This is a genomic window from Kribbella sp. NPDC048837, assembly GCF_055586945.1.
In genome coordinates this window covers 704,592-724,120 of the sequence record NZ_JBVJHF010000001.1, presented here as the reverse complement: position 1 = coordinate 724,120, position 19,529 = coordinate 704,592, and the positions used below count along the sequence as shown (strand labels likewise).

General features: G+C 69.0%; 13 protein-coding genes. 6 read left to right on the top strand and 7 right to left on the bottom strand.

What is annotated here, in order from left to right:
• Positions 1-6: 6 nt before the first annotated feature.
• Both ACZ6O0_RS03485 and ACZ6O0_RS03480 read left to right on the top strand, forming a co-directional pair.
• Positions 7-4,032 carry a DUF6519 domain-containing protein gene (locus tag ACZ6O0_RS03485; protein ID WP_465763209.1) on the top strand — a complete coding sequence of 1,342 codons (4,026 nt, stop codon included), beginning with the start codon at positions 7-9 and terminating at the stop codon, positions 4,030-4,032.
• Positions 4,033-4,180: 148 nt separating this feature from the next.
• Positions 4,181-5,779 carry a M15 family metallopeptidase gene (locus ACZ6O0_RS03480; protein WP_465763208.1) on the top strand — a complete coding sequence of 533 codons (1,599 nt, stop codon included), beginning with the start codon at positions 4,181-4,183 and terminating at the stop codon, positions 5,777-5,779.
• Positions 5,780-5,813: 34 nt separating this feature from the next.
• Here the strand turns inward: ACZ6O0_RS03480 and ACZ6O0_RS03475 are convergent, their stop codons facing one another.
• The 3 genes from ACZ6O0_RS03475 to ACZ6O0_RS03465 all read right to left on the bottom strand — a co-directional run bounded on the left by ACZ6O0_RS03475 (position 5,814) and on the right by ACZ6O0_RS03465 (position 10,886).
• Positions 5,814-9,377 carry a WD40 repeat domain-containing protein gene (locus ACZ6O0_RS03475; protein ID WP_465763207.1) on the bottom strand — a complete coding sequence of 1,188 codons (3,564 nt, stop codon included), beginning with the start codon at positions 9,375-9,377 and terminating at the stop codon, positions 5,814-5,816.
• Between the two features lie 98 nt (positions 9,378-9,475).
• Positions 9,476-10,501 carry a hypothetical protein gene (locus ACZ6O0_RS03470; RefSeq protein ID WP_465763206.1) on the bottom strand — a complete coding sequence of 342 codons (1,026 nt, stop codon included), beginning with the start codon at positions 10,499-10,501 and terminating at the stop codon, positions 9,476-9,478.
• A 1-nt stretch (position 10,502) separates the two neighbouring features.
• A complete protein-coding gene (locus ACZ6O0_RS03465) occupies positions 10,503-10,886 on the bottom strand; it encodes a hypothetical protein (protein ID WP_465763205.1) in 384 nt (127 codons plus the stop codon).
• A 472-nt stretch (positions 10,887-11,358) separates the two neighbouring features.
• On the opposite strand from ACZ6O0_RS03465, the gene ACZ6O0_RS03460 reads away from it, so the two are divergent.
• The gene (locus ACZ6O0_RS03460; protein WP_465763204.1) at positions 11,359-12,036 is read left to right on the top strand and encodes a hypothetical protein; all 678 of its coding nucleotides are present in this window, start codon (positions 11,359-11,361) and stop codon (positions 12,034-12,036) included.
• Between the two features lie 120 nt (positions 12,037-12,156).
• Here the strand turns inward: ACZ6O0_RS03460 and ACZ6O0_RS03455 are convergent, their stop codons facing one another.
• The 3 genes from ACZ6O0_RS03455 to ACZ6O0_RS03445 all read right to left on the bottom strand — a co-directional run bounded on the left by ACZ6O0_RS03455 (position 12,157) and on the right by ACZ6O0_RS03445 (position 15,403).
• Positions 12,157-13,389, bottom strand: coding sequence for a TolB-like translocation protein (locus ACZ6O0_RS03455; protein ID WP_465763203.1), 1,233 nt, complete (start codon positions 13,387-13,389; stop codon positions 12,157-12,159).
• Between the two features lie 170 nt (positions 13,390-13,559).
• Positions 13,560-14,237 carry a response regulator gene (locus tag ACZ6O0_RS03450; RefSeq protein ID WP_465763202.1) on the bottom strand — a complete coding sequence of 226 codons (678 nt, stop codon included), beginning with the start codon at positions 14,235-14,237 and terminating at the stop codon, positions 13,560-13,562.
• Positions 14,234-15,403 carry a sensor histidine kinase gene (locus ACZ6O0_RS03445; RefSeq protein ID WP_465763201.1) on the bottom strand — a complete coding sequence of 390 codons (1,170 nt, stop codon included), beginning with the start codon at positions 15,401-15,403 and terminating at the stop codon, positions 14,234-14,236. Before ACZ6O0_RS03445 ends, ACZ6O0_RS03450 begins: the two co-directional genes overlap by 4 nt.
• A 125-nt stretch (positions 15,404-15,528) precedes the next feature.
• Between ACZ6O0_RS03445 and ACZ6O0_RS03440 the strand changes: the two genes are divergently transcribed.
• From ACZ6O0_RS03440 to ACZ6O0_RS03430, 3 genes are read left to right on the top strand one after another with little or no spacing between them, the layout of a single operon-like run.
• Positions 15,529-16,458, top strand: coding sequence for an ABC transporter ATP-binding protein (locus ACZ6O0_RS03440; RefSeq protein WP_465763200.1), 930 nt, complete (start codon positions 15,529-15,531; stop codon positions 16,456-16,458).
• On the top strand, positions 16,455-17,867 hold the full coding sequence (locus ACZ6O0_RS03435; protein WP_465763199.1) for an ABC transporter permease subunit: 1,413 nt from the start codon (positions 16,455-16,457) through the stop codon (positions 17,865-17,867). The genes ACZ6O0_RS03440 and ACZ6O0_RS03435 overlap by 4 nt, the downstream gene beginning before the upstream one ends.
• Positions 17,867-18,667: an ABC transporter permease gene (locus ACZ6O0_RS03430; protein ID WP_465763198.1), complete on the top strand. Its 801-nt coding sequence runs from the start codon at positions 17,867-17,869 to the stop codon at positions 18,665-18,667. The genes ACZ6O0_RS03435 and ACZ6O0_RS03430 overlap by 1 nt, the downstream gene beginning before the upstream one ends.
• 43 nt (positions 18,668-18,710) lie before the next feature.
• Here the strand turns inward: ACZ6O0_RS03430 and ACZ6O0_RS03425 are convergent, their stop codons facing one another.
• Positions 18,711-19,511: a PIG-L deacetylase family protein gene (locus ACZ6O0_RS03425; protein WP_465763197.1), complete on the bottom strand. Its 801-nt coding sequence runs from the start codon at positions 19,509-19,511 to the stop codon at positions 18,711-18,713.
• Positions 19,512-19,529: the final 18 nt, after the last annotated feature.

Below are 19,529 nucleotides of genomic sequence, written 5' to 3'. Positions count from 1 at the left end.
CGAAGCATGAACGGTGGGGACCTGACCCGATCGACGTTCCGGGCGTACCGGCACTACTCCGGCGTGCGCATGCAGCAGGGACGCGTCCAGCTCGACGCGGACTGGAACGAGCAGCTCGACGTAGCCGCGCACCGGGACGAGGCACGATCGGCCGATGTCGTCGGTGCCTGCGGTGTGCCGAAGGTCGACGGCGGATTCGGTGTGGACGTCGTCGACGACGATCTGCTGCTGACCACTGGGCGGGCGTGGGTCGGGGGTCTGCTGTGCGAGGTCGACGGCGAAGTGACCCGGGTGACGAGTCAGCCTTCGCCGACTTCGGTCGCGGTCGCGTCGCTGGTACTGGATGGTGCCGAGCTCCAGGCTCATGACTGGATCGAGGCCCTCGACGCGGCCGGCCCCGTGGGCAGTGCGCGAGTGGAGTCCGTGGACGTCGGGTCGCGGACGCTCGCGTTGGAGACAGCGGTCGGGGCGGCTACCGGGGTGCGCCGGCGAACGTCGTACTGCACCCAGCCGGACCTTCCCGAGCCCGAGCACACGACGCGGCCGGTCAGCACCGGACCCCGCGTACTGGACCTTGCTGATGGCAACTATTTGGCCTATCTGGACGCCTGGGAGCGTGCTGTCACCGCGGTCGACGAACCGTCGCTGGCGGAGTCGGCGCTGGGCGTCGATACGACCACCCGGAGCCAGGTGGTGTGGCAGGTGCGGCTGCTTGACCTGGCCGGCGTACCGGGGGAGGCGGAGCTCGACGCGGCACTCGAGGCGGTGGCCACCGCGACCAGCCGGATGGCCGCGCGAGCGGTGCCGCCACCCGACAGCGTCGACCTCTGCCGACCGACACCGGCCGGCGGATACGTCGGGCTGGAGAACCAGCTCTACCGGGTCCAGGTGTACGACGTGGATGCGGGCAAACCGGTGATCGTGTGGAGCCGGGAGAACGGATCGGTGGTCACGCGCTGGCTCGGAAACGTCAAGCCGGATGTGCTGGAGGTGGAGAGTATCGGCCGGGATGCGGTCCTCGGATTCAGTCCGGGCGATCTGGTCGAGCTGTCCGACGACACGCGCGTGCTGCAGGGGCTTCCCGGCACCTTGGTCCGGCTGAAGAACGCGCAAGGCAATCAGCTGAGCCTGGAGACCGCCGCGGCGATCGACGACTTCGGCACCAATCCCCAGGTTCGCCGGTGGGACGGTTCGGTCACGGTGGACAGCGACGACTGGATCCCGCTCGAGAAGGGGGTGGAGGTCCGGTTCCCAACCAGTGGCACCTTCCACCGGCACGACTACTGGCTGGTGCCGGCGCGGAGTTCTCAGGCGGGCATCGAGTGGCCGGAGGACTCGGCGGGACGGCCGTTGGCTCAGCTACCTGCCGGCGTAGCGCATCACACGGCCAAGATCGCCGTGCTCCGCCGGGACGACGGTGTGATCACTGTTGCCGGCGACCGGCGCGACCGGTTCCCGGCGCTGACCGCCCTCGCCGCCGAGGACATTGCCCTGAGCAACGCGGTCTGCGACCTGCCGGCCGCCGCCACCGTGCAGGATGCACTGGACATCCTCTGCCGGGCGCACGATCTGCGGCGGCACAACCGGCTCCTGCACGGGTACGGCATCGTGTCCGGTCTGGCCGTGCACTGCGGCGACGAGACGGCGCCGGCGAATCAGCGGGTGCACACCGTCGTACCGACGCCGCAGCGGCGGTCGGCGTTCCGGGATGGGGCGGACGGGGCGGACGGGGCTGACGGGGATGTCCGGCGGCACGTGACTGTGCAGCCGGGGAGTGCGATCGATGCGGATGGCAACGATCTGGACCTGCCCACGCCGACCGTGGTCGACGTCCTGAGCGAGATCGGCGGGCTGGGCGACGTCCTCAACCGCGATGGCGATGGTGAGGTCTGCCTGGTGCTGCGCGGTGACAGCCTGGCGGTCACCAAGTACGAGCCGGAGCCGCCGCGCGACTTTCTGCAGGGGACGTTGCTGAAAGACATCTACGACGACTGCATCGCGTCGCCGTTCAACTGGATCAAGCGGCAGCTGACGCCGGGCGACGGCACCGACCCGATCGTGGACCAGAAGGCCTACCGGTTGCGGACAGCGCTGACGAACCTGGCGACGTACGTCGCGAACCCGAAGTCCGGCGGCGACGTGTTCGTGGCCGAGACCGAAGACGCGCTGCTGCGCGACTTCTACGCGGGGCTGCGGAAGCGGCTGCAAAGCGAGACCTTCTGCGCGCTGTTCGACGACGCGCGTCCGTACCCGGACTACCCGGCGACGTTGACCGGTATCCGGAGCGTCTCCGGAGTCGGCTCACATGCGCGGGCGCGAAGCCGCCCTGGTGGCAAGGAGATCTGGACCGTGGGTGCCGGGCTGAGCCCGCTGACGCCGTCGACCCTGGTCAACCGCTACGACCTGGACAGTGAGACGCTGATCGCACGGATCGACCCGATCGCGGGCCGCGAAGTGCCTCCGGGGGAGTCGGGTTCATCGGCAACCGCAGCTGTCACCGACGTGACGTTCTCGTCGGACGGCAAGCTGGTGGCCGTGGCGGTGCCGACCCGGGATGACAACGACACACTCTTCCGGGTCGGGGAGATCTCCGGTACGACGGTGAACTGGCGTCCGGCGGCGACGATCTGCGGCGTCCGCCTGGTCACGCTGGCGACCACTGCGGTGGACCCGGATTTCGTCTACGCCGTGGGATTGCGGCGACGGACGACGTCGAAGTCAGGATTCAGCTTGAAGGAGTTCGAGGGCGCCGGTGTGTGGCGGATCCCCTTCGGCAACGTCCCCGACAACCTCGGACCGATCCCGGGGACCGAGCAGCTGAACCCGGTCGGGCCGCTGGCGATCGGGCTTGACGGAGCGGCCGTGGTCAGCTGCGGGCCACCAGGTACGCCGGCCACGTCGTACAACCGTCTCCGTGTCATCAACATCTCCGCCAACGGGCCCGCACTGGGGATCGAGATCGGGTTGCAGGCTGACGGGACCGACGACCTTGCGGTGCAGACCATCCGGACACTGCTGCCGTTGAGCCTTCAGTTGCGGACGTTCGTCTACACAGTCAGCGGCCGCGGTACGAGCCGAGCGCTGGTCGGCTTCAACTGCGCGGACGGCACGGCGCTGCGCACCCCGGTGTCACTGGAATCGCTGACCGGGACGATCTCGCTGGCGGTCGTCGACGGCAGGGTCGTGCTGGCCGGGAGTGACGACACCACAGCCGTCGTGTACGACCCGCTAACCGGCACGCTGGTCGGCGGCTTGCGGATTCCGGTCCAAGTCACGCCGACCTCGATGACGATCGAGCCGGCACCGCTCAAGTTCGGTCCGTTCGTCCTCCCGCCGCGCCGGCTGACCGTTCTCAACCAGGTGAGCAACTCGCTGACGGTGATCGACACGTCGATCGTGCGGGCGAACGGCTTCGATCTCGCACCGCTCACGGTCTACCGCCGCCAGGCCGTCGAGGCCTTCGGCGATCTGGCCGGTGGCTTCACGCAGTACGTCAAGGACTGCGCCTTCGATCACCTGCTGGTCCGCCCACCGAAGGCCCCTCCGACGAACGACCTCGACCTGGCCGCGATCTCGATCCGGGGCGGCTCCGTCTACCGCGTTTGCAACTTCGCCCGCCGCCGCTACGTCAAATCCTTCCCGACTGTCGGCTACTGGCTCTCGCTGGTCCCGCTGCTCCCGTTCCTCCGCGAACAGCTGGTCAAGTTCGCCTGCACGCTCCTCACCGACCGCTTCGCGTCGTACAGCACAGCGAGCCACGACAACTCCACCGACCGGGTCCCCGCCTCCACCCTCCTGACGTTCCTGGAAGCCGTCCAGGGCGAGGACCCCCTTGGCCTCCTCCGCAAAGGCAAGGACACCGTCGCCCGGAGCGCCCGCCTGGCTCGCGCCGGCGACTGGGCCGAAGCCCGCGACAACCTCCGCCGCTCCACCCCACCCGAATCCGCCCCGGGCGGCGATATCACCCACCTCCGATCGCGCCTGGAAGCCTTGGAAACCCAACTCGCAGAGCTGCAGCGGGGGACAAGGTAGGTCCGCGATGCACACCTTCGCGCGTGAACCGGTGAGCAGGCCATCACCGGACGTCCCCCAGGCCGGCCGAACCCAGGTCACCACCGCACCCGATGTCCCGGAACCAGATACCCCTGACCAGTATGATCCTGCCACGTCATCCGAGCCGGTGGAGACCTCCACCTTCAGCATCGGAGACGTCCGCATCCATGCCGACGCGCTGCGCCGGCCGAGTCCGGCGACGCAGTCACCGCAGATTGCCCCGCTGCGGCTGGAATACTTCGTCGATCCGCTGGTCACCAGGGCAGTCGACGCCGTGCTTCTCGCACTCGAGAAGTACGTCGAAACGCCACAGTCGGCTGCCGTGTGGAACGACGTCGTCAGGCGGGTGCGTGCGCCGAAACGACGTCTCGGGAGAACTGCGATTCCCGAACTCGACGATCCTGCCCTCGTGTCGGCGCTCGAGGCGCTCACGCCGGTGAATCCGAAGGCCACCAAGCAGGAGAAGGCCCGGGACGAGAAGCTGGCACAGGAGCGCAAGTCCGAGGTCCTCCATCAGGTGTTCGTCCATCTGCTGTCGGGCACCGAGCGACGTCTCGGCACCGATCGGGACGGTGTCGGCAACTCCCAGCGCGAGTGGACGGAACTAAGTCCGCGGCTGCGGAGATTCCTGCACTCCAGCGTCGACCACTACCGTGAAATGCGCGGCGGCTTGCTGGCCGCGTTCGGAGCACTCACCGATGGGACGGCGGTAGCCATCGAAAGAATGAACCGGTACTACCAGAACGAGGTCGTGGAAGTGGTTTTCCTGGGCAGAACGCGCACGGTGCACCGAGACTTGAAGGCAGCTTTGGAGCACGCCGAGAGCCGGTTGACGGCCTCCGAGCGGATCGCGGTCGGCCAGCAGATCACGAGTATCGGCACCCTCGAAATCCGGACGAACACGAACAATCCACTCGCTCTGTCCGAGCATTCGTTCGGCGCCGCAATCGACCTGAATCCTGGACTCAATCCCAACGTTCCGGAGTTTCCGGCCGACTTCATCCAGCAGGTCACGGGAGTCGAACTGCTGACCGCTCCTGGAGTCTGGTCGCCGGGCCATGCCCTCGACCCGGGAACGCTGCTGGACATGCTGATCTCCGGTGCGGCCGGCGCGGACGACTTGGCCGTTGAGCGGCTGCGCGACGCCAGCCGGCGGTTGGTGAGCATCTTCGGCAGTGACGCCAGCCTGGCGGCCGGCATGCTGGCGGTGGCCGACCGGCTGACCGACGTACCAGGTGCGGTTCGCCCGACGGCACTGCTGGAGGCGGCCCGTGCGGCGCTTCGTGAAGGCGGCAAGGTCCGATGGCGCTACCAGGATCCGAAGATCAAGCTCGGGAAGAATGCTCCGTACGGACGTGAGCACGATGCCGTCGCGGACCTGCTCTTCCCACCCAAGCCGGGGTCGTGGTACCCGGAGCCACCCCGGCTGTGGCAGACGAAGAGGCACGCCGTTGAATTGCTGATCCAGATGGCCGACGTCTACCAGCGATCGCTCGAGAGGAACCGGAAGGGCGACGTCATCGGACGGATTCCGGCCGAGGCACGCGCAGAACGAGGAGTGGCAGCGTTGCCCCAGCTCGCCGCCCACGGCTTCCTGGAACTGCCGGCCAAGTTGATCTCTGTGCTGCGCACACCCGCGCCGGAGGGAGCAGGCCTGCGCTGGCTCGGTGCCGGCGGGAGTACAAGAGACTTCATGCACTTCGAGCTCAAGAAGAGGCCGCTCTGAGGCTTGCGATCGATCCGGTGCCGGCGACGGCATGCTACTGGCACAGGTGTGGCGGATCGCCTTCGTGGCCGAGCCGGGACCATTCCGCCGGGGTGATCTCCCGCCCGGCGAAGTGGCAGGCTCGATCGATCCATGCGCCGGCTGTGAGCGGCCACTCGATGGCCAGGCTTCCATTGGCGGCGAGCAGCCTGCTGCCGTCGGCGGAGACCTGCAAGGACGACCACTCTTCTGTGCTGCCGTAGCGCAGTGGCTGGCCGATCTGAGTGGAGCGCTCGACGTCCCACAGTCTGATGGTTCCGTCCTGACTGCCGGAGGCGAGCGTCGTGCTGTCAGTTGCGTAGGCCAGCGCGAGAACCTTGTCGGTGTGCCCGCGCAGTTCGGTCACCGCGTCCCCGGCCAGCGAGGAGATGCGGATGGTCAGGTCGTCACTTCCGCTGGCGAGGTACTGGCCGTCAGGACTGAAGGCGAGGCTGCTGATCTCCAGGTTGTGCCCGGTGAGCTTGCGCTTCTCGGGAAAACCAGCGCCGGTCCCGAAAACTGCGATCTGAAGGGGGTTGCCACCGCTCCCGTCGCCAGATGCTACGGCGATCGAACCGCCATCCGCACTGACTGCCAGTGCTGTCGCCGGTGGGCCATCAGAACGAACGGGGGTATCTGGTTGGTCCGCGAGGAAGACTCTCCCGTTGGCAAAGGCAGCCGCCAGCGCGCCCTCTCGGTTGCTGACCAGGCCGACCACGGGTGACCCTGGCTGGTCCAGCAGCGTGTGGGTCTCAGACGTCGCCGGGTCGATCGTGAGGACGCGTCCGTTGTCGGTGCCGATCGCGATCGCTTCCGTCGCTGTCGAGGCGACGGCGGTCGCGCTGGCCGCCAGCGGGAGGGCGTGGGGTCCAGTGCCTTCCTTGGCCCGGTAGACAAGCTGACGCAGGTCCCCAGCCGCGGCGATCGCACCGCTCGGACTGATGGCCGCCGTACGGATGTTTCCGGCGGACTCGATGGCGACGCTCCCGGCCGGGGAGCGCCGCCCGTTGACGTCCCAGGAGATCGCCCGACCGTTCTGGTCGACCCCGACGAGGCTGTCCGGGCCGGCCGCGATCCCTACGACGGCGGCCGCGAGCCCGTAGCTGATCGGTTCGATCGGGGCGGGCTCAGTGCTCAGCCGCCACGGAGTGATGGAGCCATCGGCAGTTCCGACCAGGACTGTGTCCACGGCGGCGCTGCGGGCCACCGTCGTCCCGCGCGGCGCGTCGGACCACGCCACACGGCGCCCGCTGCGAAGATCCCACAGGCCGATTTCGTTGCCAGTGACGACCACGAGCCGGCCTGGACCAGTGACCACCAGCCGCATGCGTAGTCCTGCCGCGAGGTCGCCGGAGTGTTCCAGCGGCGGGAGCGCCTGGCCCGTAGTGAATCGCCAGCGTAACAACGCGCCGTCGCGGTTGATGGCGATGACTTGGTCAAGGCCTTCGTCGACGGCGAAGTCGAGGATGTTGGCGCTGCCGGGTAAGGCGGGCAGCGGATGTGGCTGATCGGTCAGCCGCCAGCGTTCGATCGCGCCGAAGACCGTTGCCGCGAGCACCTGATTGTTGTCCTTGCTGTAAGCGATGGTGGTGACCTTGGACTGCGATGTTCTGGCGACGATCGGCGCGCGGACCGGCCCCGCCGTACCGAGGCGATGGACGAGAATGACTCCGGTCGCGTCCCCAGACACGACGAGGTCGCCGGCCACATCGACGGCGGTGACGTTGATCTGATGGCCGATCAGCGGGGGAGCGGTCTGATGCCCGTTCCCAGGCCTGAGAACCCGGATCGATCCGTCGGCGCACCCTAGTACTGCGGAGCCGTCGGAGGTCAGCTCGTCCGCGACGGCCGTTGCCTTGAGCGCCGGCGGCAGCAGGTAGGCGAGCGGGCCGCCCTGAGCCGCCACCGCGTCCACCACGGCATCGCGCGTCACCGCGTCGTCGTGGGTGCGTACCCCAGCCACGGCGACCAGCGCACCGAGATCTCGCTCCTTCTGCACGACCGACCGCGACTGTGCGGCCAGCCGCGACGCGTCGGCGACCACCTTCTCCGTGGCGATGCGGCGTTGTTGCCCGACGACGACGAGCGTGATCGCGACCGCGACCGCGAGACCCGCTGCGAGTACACCCACCAGACGGGACCGCAGCCGCTGCCGGCGATCCGATCGCCTACTTCTGGCGAGGTAGCGGAGCTCGAGGTCGTTCACGGCCAGGCGACCGTCCCGCCGCACGGCTTCGATACTGGCGAGCCGGGAGCCCTGCAACAGGTAGCCCGAATCAGATCCGTGCGTCTGCCACGCCTGCGCGGCGGAACTGAGGTCCTCTTGGATCTTCTTGAGGTCGGGGTCCTGGCTGAGCCAACCGGCGAGCCGCTTCCAGGCTTGCAGGACGGCTTCATGGGTGATGTCGACCGTGGGTTCGCCAGTGAACTGGTCGTCGCCGACGGTGAGGATCCGCGCCGCCGCCAAGCGCCGGACGACCTCGATGACTTCGGTTTCGCTGTCGGCGGTGGTGACGAGATCTTTGAGCCGTGCCTGCCGGCGGACCGGCTTCGATCCTTCACCGACGTAGGACAGACGCAGCATGATCCGCCGTACGGTCTTCTGCTGGTCCACGGTGAGCGTGGTCCAGACCGTCTGGGCGCCGCGGTCGATGGCGCCTTCGATCCCGCCTGTGCGCTTGTACGCCGCCAGCGTCAGCCAGCGATTGTTCCGCTGGCGCCACGTCTGCTGGAGTGCATAGGCCAGCAGCGGCAGCGCTGCTCCCGTCGCCTCGACCTCGCCCAGTACCTCGTCGACGAGCTCCGGCTCGACTCGCAGGTCGGCCTGCTCGGCCGGCAGTTCGATCACATCGCGAATGGCCTGGCCGCTCAGCGGGAGGAGCAGGTACTGGTGAGCCGAGACGGCCGCGGCGAACGCGGGCTCCTTCTCCAGATACGGATAGAAGTCCGAGCGGAGCGCGACCAGTACCTTGCCCGGGCCTGGTTGGGTGAGCGCACGCAGGAACGCGGCTCGTGCCTCTTCGTCCACAGTAGGCTGGAACACCTCTTCGATCTGGTCGATGACCCAGATCGGGGTGTGTCCGCGCTGACGCACGATGCGGGTGTTGACCGCGGCGAACTCCGTCGGATCCGAGCGGATCGCGGCGGTGGTCTCGGCCAGTGGCGTGCCCGGGAGCTGGACGTCGACGCGGAAGGCCAGCTGCTCGAGTGGCCTCGATCCGGGGCGCAGGGAGACGATGATCGCGTCGGGCATGTCCCGTTCGAGCGCGGGCAGTACGCCGGCTGACAAGAGGGACGACTTGCCACTGCCGGAGGAACCGATCAGCGCCGCCAGTGGAGCGCTGTGCACGAGCTCGAGTACGGCGTCAACCTCACGCGATCGGCCGTGAAAGTACTGTGCGCTGTCCCGGTCGAACGGGTCCAGACCGGGGTAAGGACAGACATCCGATGGGTGTCCCGGCCGGCCCTGCCAGTCTCCGTACGAGGGCCGGTCGTCCGCGATCACGTTGAGGTTGTCGACGTGCGTGTCTCGACCGCTGGCGATGACACCGTGGATCTCGATGTCACCGTGCTGGGTCACCGGACCAGCGTCCCGAACCGACAACGAATCGCCAGCTGCCGCAGCGGGCGAGGACGGGGGATCGCGGTCGCCGCTGGTGCGTTCTTTGTCGTCGGGCATCAGCCGCGCCTGACCGTGTACTGGAGGAAGTCGCCCTCACTGGTGACGCCCTCGTCGACCTGAATCGAGAGTCGCAGCGAACAGTCCGCGTCCCCGGTACCGGGATCGGTGAGGGTCAGCGTGACCTCGAAACTGATGTCGGTCGAGCTGCCATCGCCGATCCGCTGCGGTGCCACCGGGTTCTCGCAGCTTCCGCTGGCTGTCACGGACACGAGCGTCGACGGGATGGCGTGGATCGCGGTGGCTCGCGCGGACAGCTTCACTGGTGCGGAGCCTGGCCGATACAGCAGTACGCCAGCTGTGCTGGTCCAGCTTGCCGTGATGGCAAGTTGGCCGACGACCCAGGTGCGGGTGACCGTCGGCGCGGGCGCGTACTGGCTGTTGCCGTCTTGATGTGCCTTGATCCAGCAGGAGACTGTCTTCGGTTGCGATCGCAGCGTGGTCGATCCTGGTTCCCACACCCAGCACTTGTTCCCGCGGCCGCCGGCCTCGAGTTCGAAGCGGATCGGGAGGCCGGACGTGGCACACGCCTTGAGGGTCACGGACGTCTCCGGCCACTGGTGCCGGCCGGGGTCCTTGAAGACGATGCGCTGCAGCGCCCGCCCGTCCGGTGCGCGGCCGGTCGGTGGTGTGCCGCACGCGTTCGGCGGTGGCCGGTGTGGCGTGGTCGTCGGCTTGTTGCTCGGCGAGCGAGTGGCCGGCTGAGTGCTGCTGCGGCTTCGGCCTGGTGGCGGAGCGGTCGTTGTCTGCTGTTGTGACGGCGTCAACGTGCCCGAGCCCGAGGGCGTCCCGGATCCGGTCGATGACGGGCTGCCGGACGGAGCGGTAGTGGAGCGAGTCACGGAACCTGCGGGCGTGCCTGGACCGTCGGCGGTCGAGGCGGGTGTCGATGCTGTGGGCGCCGTCTCGCCCGGACTCGGCAGATCCTCGGACGACGTGTTCGGGCGCTCGTTCCCGCAGCTGGCCAGCAGGCTCGCGAGCAGCAGGACGACTAGGACGCGGCCTCGCGCGGCGTGCGCGGGCATGTCATGTCCTCGGCCGCTTCGCCGTTCCCGGCCCGTTGACAATGATGTCACGGCCTGCGGCGTGCTGCTGTCCCGTGATCGTCACGTTGCCGTCGATGGCCACGGGTCCGGCGTCTTGAACGGTGATACCGGTGAACGTCCGGTCGCCCACTTCACTGGCGAGCTGGGCAAGCGCAGCCGCGAACCGGGCGTCCGCCGTCATCACCTCGTCGAGGTGATCCTGGACCGCGGACTGGCGGAGCGTGTTGTCGGGCTGGTCAGCCAGCCTGTCCAGCGCCCCGGCAGCCTGCGGATCGCCGGAGAAGCGGCTTCGCACCTTGTTCCACACCGCACGCAGCCGCTCGGCGATCCCTTCGTCGAGCACGTCGCCCGCGATCCCGGCCAAGTGCCGCCCGTACGTCACCAGCAGAGACGTGATCGCGGCCGCTGATATCGGTTCCATGACAACCCCCCAAGCGGATTCTGCCGGAAGCCATCCGCCTACTTCAGCGTAATAACCTCCTGCTCAACCGGAAAGCCATTATCGTCCCGTTCACTCGAGTGCTGCCTGTTTCAGACGGCAATCCGGAGATATCATTTCGGTCAGGGGTCTGGGTGGGATGAAAGACCTGAGGACAAGCAAACGTCTGCATGACCTCGTCGCGCGCGCAGTTGTGATCGTGGCGGTGCTCGTGGCGCAATTGTGCGCGTGCGGTGCTGAGGGATCCCGCCCTGATGCCAACGACGTGCCGAGTGGGTCCCAGGTACCGTCGCCGAGCCAGGCCTTGCCGACGGCCACACCGACGGATCCTCCGTCGACTCGAGCCAGTAGCGGGACCTCGACGAGGCCCACAAGTACCCGCAGCCCGAAGCCACCTGTGCCGTCGACGAGTAAGTCACACGGCACCGGCAACAAGTGCGGTACGCCGCCGGGCGGCCGGGCAGCAGATGGCAAGGCGCGGCAAACGATCCGCTTCCCTGCCCTGGGCTCGCACCAATGGCCTGACAACCAGGTGACGCTTCGCGCCTGCGCGACCTCTGGCCTCCCGGTCACCTACCGCGTTGAGCGCAGTCAGTACGGTGAGGGCTGTGAAGTCGAAGATCCCGGGGCGACGACCTTGCAGGGCCGAGAGCATTCACTGATCGACTGTGATGTGACCGCGACCCAGGCCGGCAACGCCGAGTTCGCGCCTGCCGAGCCTGTCACGCGCCACTGGCGGGTGGGCAGGATGTCCGTCCTGGTCGCAATCACCGAGCCATCGTCGCCGCTCCAGTTCGTGTCCACGTCCACCAAGCTCACCGCAACAGTCAGGGTGAGCTCGAAGCATCCACTGCCCAGTATCAACCTGACCGTGACTACCAGGGATTACTGCACGTACGACGGCGATCGGCGAACTGAACCGGGAAATGGTCAACGAAACCGTACGTTCAAGATCAACTTCACGCTGAACGACCCTGAGAAGAAATCGAGGTCGTGCACCTTGACGGTTCATCTGAACGCCGACTCTCTGAACGACGGCGCCGAGGACAGCCGCACTTTCACCGTCAACCCGTAAGGCCGTGTGGCGGGTGGCTCCGCGGTGGCTCGGTGGCGAAGGCGGCCCGCCTGATGATCTGTCCGCGGAGCGGCACGATGAGCTAGCTTGCGGCTCTGATCGGCTGCGGGGGCGAGGTAGTCAGTGGCTGGTGATGACCAGGGTCGGGGGGTCGTGGACGGGGCCGGGGAGGGCGGTCGTCTCGTACGGCTGGCGCAGGCCGGGGCGCCAGGCGAGGAGGCGGGTGCGGGATCCCGCGTCGAGGGCCATCACCAACCAGTTCCCATGGGCGGCGAAGGCCAGCCCGGGTTGCGACTTGGTGGGTAGTTCGATCCCCGGCACGATGGTCAGCCGGCCGGTGGCGAGTTGCATGACCGCGACGTCCACGGGCGGGAGCGGGTGGTCGTCGAACCGTGACTCTGTCGATGCCCGGTCGATCAGGAAGGCGACCCTCGTTCCGTCAGGGCTGACGACACCGCAGCAGGCGGGGCGTGGAAGAGGAGATCCGACGGTCTCCCCGCCGGCGATCGTCCGGCGGTGGAGCGTGCACGGTGACCCGTCGTCGTGGCAGCCGCTGGTCCAGAGGACCTGGCCTGCGCCGGCCGCGAGCGGCGCCACGTGCTGGTCGAGCTTGACCTGCAGCCGGCCGGTCCGTGCGTCGACGAGCGCGAGCCACGTCGGTGAGATTCCCGGATCGGGCTGCATCAGCCCGACGATCGTGTCGCCCACGATCGCGGAGGCGTAGAAGCCGAGCGGCAGCCGCACCCGCTGCCCGCCGGCGGCCGGAGCGATCGTCCCGTAGGGGTTGTCGATGTTGCTGGCGAACGAAGCGATCCATACCCAATTGCCATCGGTCAGCGGCCACTCGGTGGGAGCGAGTGGGCGGATGACGCTCACGCGGTGATCGGCGCTGATGCGCAACATCGCGTAGGGAGCCGTCTCGGTGCACGACCCGGTGGTCGCGTACGCCGTGACCGGATCGCCGGCCAGCACAGCGGCGTACTCGCCCGGACGGACGACTGCGTCCGGCAAGGTGGTCGCGCGGCCGCTGTCGAAGTCGACGAGTCGCAGCCGCTCTCCGCCGAGCAGCACCTGGATCCCGGTGCGTTCCGCGGGCGCCGCGCTCGACACGATCGGCAGCAGCGTGTCCGCCCCACACGCCCCGGGCACCGTCGGCCACGCCTCCGCCGCCCGCCCGTCCGGGACCACACTGATCGCCTCGGACGGGCGCGTCTGATCGTGCGGACGATCCGTCGAGGCGCGCAGAACGATCAGGCTCAGCACCGCGACCAGAAGCAGAATCCATCCGGCCCGCCGGCGCCCACGCCTCGAAGCCTTCCCGACTTCAAGCACCTCTTCCTGATCCTGCTCCACCCCACCATGAAATCACCGCACCAGCCTCGGCCGTCACAACATCTCCAAACCTCAGGTGTTCCAACCACCCCATGAACCCAAGGCCGTCCGCGGGACCATGTTGTCGCCAGGTGGTGCCGCTTCGGTGCCTACTACTCGATCCACTCGCTCGGAACCGGCCGACCGGGACGTCAGGGGTGCGGGGTGCCGGGGGTGACGAGGCCGGATTCGTACGCGGCGATGACGGCTTGGGTACGGTCGCGGAGGCGGAGTTTGGCGAGCAGGCGGCTGACGTGGGTCTTGACAGTTTCGTCACTGACTGTCAGGCGGGTCGCGATCTCGGGGTTGGACAGTCCCTGGGCGATCAGGGCGAGAACTTCGACTTCCCGGGGTGTGAGGTTGCCGAGGGCAACCGCCTTGGCGGGGGAGTGCGGACGCTGCCGGGCGAACTCCGCGATCAGGCGGCGGGTCACGCTCGGTGCCAGCAGACCGCCGCCGGAGGCGATCACCCGGACTGCGTCGAAGAGGCGTTCCGCCGTCACGTCCTTGAGCAGGAACCCGCTCGCGCCCGCGGCCAACGCGTCGTACACGTGTTCGTCGAGGTCGAAGGTGGTGAGCATCAGGATCCGTGGCCCGTCGTCGGGACCGGCGTCCGCGAGGATCTGCCGGGTCGCCTCGATGCCGTCCAGCACCGGCATCCGGACGTCCATCAGGACGACGTCCGGGCGGTGTTCGGTGCGGCACAGCGCCACCGCGGCAGCACCGTCGGCCGCGGTGCCGTCGACGACGAAGTCAGGCTGGGTGCGCAGGAGGGCCCCGAAGCCGGCCCGCACCACTTCCTGGTCGTCCACCACGACGATCCGGATCACGGTTCCTCCGCCGGAATCGGCAGGACGGCCTCGACCAGGCAGCCGCCACCTGGCGATCGGCCGACCGTGACGGTGCCATCGACCATCGCGGCCCGCTCGCGCATGCCGAGCAGGCCATGGCCACTGCCGTCGTCCGTCGGGTCCGGCCCGGGCCCGTTGTCGCGAACCCGGACCAGCAAAGCCCCTGCCGTGTAGTCGAGTTCGACATCGACAGCGGCACCGGGCGCATGCCGGCGCGCGTTGGTGAGTGCCTCTTGCACGATCCGGTACGCCGTCAGTTGTACGCCGGGATCGAGCGGCGTGACCGCTCCCCGCACGATCAACCGCGCGCCCGCTCCTGCGGACGCCCGAGCCTCGTCCACGAGCGCATTGAGCTGCTCCAGCCCGGGCTGCGGCGCGCGGACCGGGCCATCGACGGCCGGTCCCACATCCTCGCGCAGCACTCCCAGCAGTCGGCGCATCTCTGTCAGCGCCGTCCGGGCAGTGTCGCCGATCGCCAGCAACCGCTTCGCGCCGTCCGGTGGCAGCCCGGGAGTGGTCAGCCGGGCCGTCTCGGCCTGGACCGCGATCATCGAGATGTGGTGCGCGACGACGTCGTGCAACTCGCGGGCGATCCGGGCGCGCTCACCCCGGGCCGCGTGCTCCAGCAACGTGTCGGCGGTAGCCCGGGTGGCTGCGGCGTTCGCGACGGCGTCGCCGCGGTCCCGGATGCCGGCACCCAGCAGGACCGCGGCCGCCATCAGGATCAGAAACAGTGTGGAGCCCGGGGCCGGCCGGCCGAGGGCCAGCAGCACGAACGGCAGCAGGAACGGCAACGCGACCTTGCGCGAGTGGGTCCGTCCGAGCCAGAACAGGGCGAGCACTTCGGCCAGCACACCTGCGACCAGGGGCGGCTCCTCACTGCCGAGCAGGATCACGTTCGCCAGCGTCACGGCGAGTGTCGCCGCCACCGGCTGCGTCGCCAGCAGTGCCAGCGGCACGGTCGCCAGCAGGCCGAGTAGCAACGCGGTGCCGAGGTCCATGCCGGTCCGGTCACCGCGGCTCCCGGCCTCGACGACGGCGAGCAGGCCCAGCACGACGGCCGCGACGAGCATCACGTCGCGGGTACCGCCGATCCGGCGGGTGGCGATCACCACCCGGTCGGCCAGCTCGCGGGCCTGACTCACGTCAGCATTGTCCGCCCGGCGCCGCCCCGGCCGCATCACCCCACGGCCGTACCCCGCACGGGGGACGGAACACGGTCCCGCTGGGTGACGACACTCCGCCCGGACGGGCCGTAGCGTCCCGGAACATGAACACCGTCGAGGTGCACGAACTGCGCAAGAGGTACGGCGACACCGTTGCGGTGGACGACTTGTCGTTCACGGTTCAGGCCGGCCGGGTCACCGGTTTCGTCGGACCGAACGGGGCCGGCAAATCGACGACGATGCGGATGATTCTCGGCCTGGACGCACCGGACGGTGGTAGTGCGCTGGTCGGTGGGCGCCGCTACCGGGACCTCGGTGACCCGTTGCGCGAGGTCGGTTCGCTGCTCGACGCGGGCGCCGTACATCCCGCCCGGAAGGCTCGCGACCATCTGCTCTGGATGGCGCAGTACAACGGCTTGCCGGCCCGGCGGGTCGACGAGGTTCTGGACCTGGTCGGCCTCGCGGATGTGGCCCGGCGCCGGGCCGGAGGGTTCTCGCTCGGGATGCGGCAGCGGCTCGGGATTGCCGGCGCGTTGCTCGGGGACCCGCCGGTGCTGTTGTTCGACGAGCCGGTGAACGGGCTCGACCCGGAGGGTATCGTGTGGATCCGCGGACTGCTGCGGTCGCTGGCGGCCGAGGGCCGGGCCGTGCTGGTGTCCAGCCACCTGATGGGGGAGCTGGAGGGCAGCGCGGACCACCTCATCGTGATCGGTCGTGGCCGCCTGATCGCGGACACGACGGTGCGCGAGTTGCTGGCCGCCGCGTCGGCGGACCGGGTCGCCATCCGTACGACGGAGCGCACCGCCACGATGACCCTGCTCGCGAACGCCGGCGCCGTCGTGGCCGCGACCGACCACGACCGGGTGACGGTGACCGGGATGACCTCCGAACGCGTCATCAAGCTGCTGAACGAGAACGGACTGCCGTTCTCCGAGATCGCGGCACACCGGGCCTCGCTGGAGGAGGCGTACATGGACCTGACCAGGGATGCGGTCGAGTTCGCCGCTCACGCCCGGTCGCGGGAGGCATCGTGACTGCGTTCCTGCAGGTTCTGCGCGGTGAGTGGACGAAATTCCGGTCTGTCCGCAGCAGTTCGCTGTGTCTGCTCGCGGCGGTCGCCGTCACGGTGCTGTTCGAGCTGCTCGGGTCGACCTCCGGATCCACGAACGCGAACGAGCAGCCGCGCTACTCGGACCAGGCCTATTTCGTGCACAAGCCGCTCAGCGGCGACGGCACGATCGTGGCGCGGGTTGTCAGCCAGCTGGCCAGCCAGGAGTGGGCGAAGGCCGGTCTGCTCGTCAAGGCCGGACTCGCGCCGGGTTCGCCGTACGCCGCTGTGATGGTGACTCCCGATCATGGGGTTCGGATGCAGGCGATGTTCACCACCGATCTCGCCGGGACGAAGGGCGCGGCGCCGCGATGGCTCAAGCTGACCCGGACCGGCAACACCGTCGTGGGCTACGAGTCGACGGACGGCCAGACCTGGAAGCAGGTGGGCTCGGTGACCGTCGCACTGCCCCGGGACGCCGAGATCGGGCTGTTCGTCGCCTCGCCTCCCAACTACCGGACCACGCGGACGGGGAGCGGTTCTTCCATCACCATCGCGGGAACAGTCGGTTCGGCGGTCTTCGACAGCGTGGCAGTGATGGGTGCTCCCGTCGCAACCAGCTGGGCCGGCCAGAACATCTCCACGATGCCGTCCAAGCCGGGCGCCGACGTCCGCGACATCGGCGGGGTGGTCCGGTCGGGTGGGACCTTCACCGTGACCGGATCGGGCGACATCGCCGGGTACGGCGTCGCCAGCTGGCGCTCGCCGGGAGACGACGACGTGGTCGTTCTCAGCCTGTTCGGGACCCGGCTCGGACTGATTGCGATCATTGCGCTCGGCGTTCTGTTCATGACGGCCGAGTACCGGACCGGGCTGATCCGGACCACGCTGGCCGCCTCCCCTCGACGCGGGCAGGTGCTGGCCGCGAAGGCCGTCGTACTCGCCGGTGCGGGATTCCTGGTCGGCCTGATCGCGAGCGTGGCCGCCTTCCTGCTGGCACAGCCCGGGATGCGTGAAGGGGGCTACAACCCACCGGCGTACCCGAGGCTCTCGCTGACCGACGGCACCGCGGCGCGGGCGGTGGTCGGCACGGCGATCTACGTGGCGCTGATCGCGCTCTTCAGTCTCGGCGTCGCGGTGGTCCGGCGGCGTACGACCGGGGCGATCGTGTTCGTGATCGCGCTGGGAGTGCTGCCACAGATCGTCGCTCCGGTGATCTCGCCGGAGTCCGACGTCTGGGTCAGCAGGCTGACGCCGATCGCGGGGCTGGCGGTGCAGCAGTCCGTCGAGGAGGGGCAGGTGATCGGCCCGTGGGCCGGCATCGGGGTGATGTGCGCGTACGCCGTCGTGGCGCTCGGTCTCGGGTACTGGCAGCTCACCCGCCGGGACGCCTGATGCGACACACCGGACGAGCCCTGCGGGCCGAGTGGACGAAGTTGCGCACGGTACCGAGCACCGGCTGGACGCTGATCGCGCTGGTCGTCCTGACTGCGGCGGTGGGTGCGCTCGTCAGTTGGGATCTGACACCGCCGGCCTGCGAACGGTCGGACGCGTCGTGCGACTTCGACCTGACCAAGCTCAGCCTCGCCGGGGTGTACGCCGGTCAGGCCGCGGTGGTCGTGCTGGCGGTCCTGGCCGTGACCGCGGAGTACGAAACCGGCATGATTCGCACCACCCTGACGGCCTGTGCGGGTCGGTTGACCGTCCTCGCCGCGAAGGCCGTAGTGCTCGTGTCGGCGGTGCTCCTGGTCTCGGTCGTCAGTGTCCTCGGCTCGCTGCTGACCGCCCGGGCACTCCTTGCGCGCGGCGGATTCACGGCAGCCGCCGGGTACCGGCCACCCTCTCTCGGCGACAGCCCGACCTTGCGCGCCTACGGCGGCACCGTGCTGTACCTGGGCCTGGTGGCGATCATTGCCCTCGGCATCGGCTTCGTCGTCCGGCACACCGGTGGCACGGTGACACTGGTCCTCGGGCTTCTCTACGTCGCGCCCATCATCACGGTCGCCGTCTCCGACCCGCGCTGGCGGGAGTGGATCGAGCAGGTGTCTCCGATGACCGCCGGCTTGGCCATCCAGGCAACCCTCCGACTCGACGCCCTCGCGATCTCGCCGTGGCACGGCCTGGGAGTCGTAGCCCTCTACGCCGCCTCCACCACCGTCGCCGCCGCCCTCGCCCTCCGCTTCCGCGACGCCTGACCGAGCCGTTCCAGACCGCCTCGCTCGTTGAGCTTGCCGGCACTCATCGGAGCGTCGCGAACACATCGTCGAGCTGGATGCCGGGTGTCCGGCCGTGTTCGACGTACCACTCCCGTCCGAGCAGTCGCCGGAACAGCCACGGCGGGAGTTTGAGCAGCAGCCCGAGCGTCCGCGCCCCACCGTCCGACGTCGCCTGGCTGGCGTGTGCCCGGAACGCCAGCCGCTTCCGGTCCGCGTAGGCACGGACGTCGACGCAGTGGGTGATCGCGGAGGTGGGGGAGTAGGCCCGATCGTAGCCACTCGTCCGTACTGCCGGCAGTACGCCGGGAATCGCCTCGACCACGCGAACCAGCCGGCGGATCAGCCGTCGGTCGATCGTTGCCTCCAGCACCAACGGCGTGCCGGCCTGTGCGGCGGCGTAGACGCCGGCGGTGTAGACCTGTTGGTGGTCAGGGTGTCCGTATCCGCCGGCCGGATCGTAGATCGTCAGCGCGTCCGCCTGCTCCGCCCGCAGCAGTTCGATCAACGGCGCCGCTGCCTGCTCGACGGCGAGGCGGCTGAACGCGCCGTCCGCCACCGGACCCGTCGACCCCGAGTCCCGGAACCCGAACCGGACGACCCGCGCACATCCCAGCACCGCCGCCGACCGCTCCAGCTCGTCCCGCCGGTACGACGCCAGCCCGCCGGCCGACCGGTACGACGAAGCGGCCGCACCCGCCTCGCCGTCCGTGGCAACCGCCAGCACGACGCGATGCCCCTCGGCGGCGAGCCGGGCCAACGTGCCGCCCATCAGCAGCGCCTCGTCGTCCGGGTGCGCGTGAAAAGCAACCAGCGTGAACGCCATAGGGTGAGCATGGCACGG

What these genes read in the sequence shown, in the direction of transcription:
- ACZ6O0_RS03485 (WP_465763209.1), top strand. Translation starts at nt 7, where the DNA reads ATGAACGGTGGGGACCTGACCCGATCGACGTTCCGGGCGTACCGGCAC.
- ACZ6O0_RS03470 (WP_465763206.1), bottom strand. Translation starts at nt 10,501, where the DNA reads ATGCCCGCGCACGCCGCGCGAGGCCGCGTCCTAGTCGTCCTGCTGCTC.
- ACZ6O0_RS03440 (WP_465763200.1), top strand. Translation starts at nt 15,529, where the DNA reads ATGAACACCGTCGAGGTGCACGAACTGCGCAAGAGGTACGGCGACACC.
- ACZ6O0_RS03430 (WP_465763198.1), top strand. Translation starts at nt 17,867, where the DNA reads ATGCGACACACCGGACGAGCCCTGCGGGCCGAGTGGACGAAGTTGCGC.
- ACZ6O0_RS03425 (WP_465763197.1), bottom strand. Translation starts at nt 19,511, where the DNA reads ATGGCGTTCACGCTGGTTGCTTTTCACGCGCACCCGGACGACGAGGCG.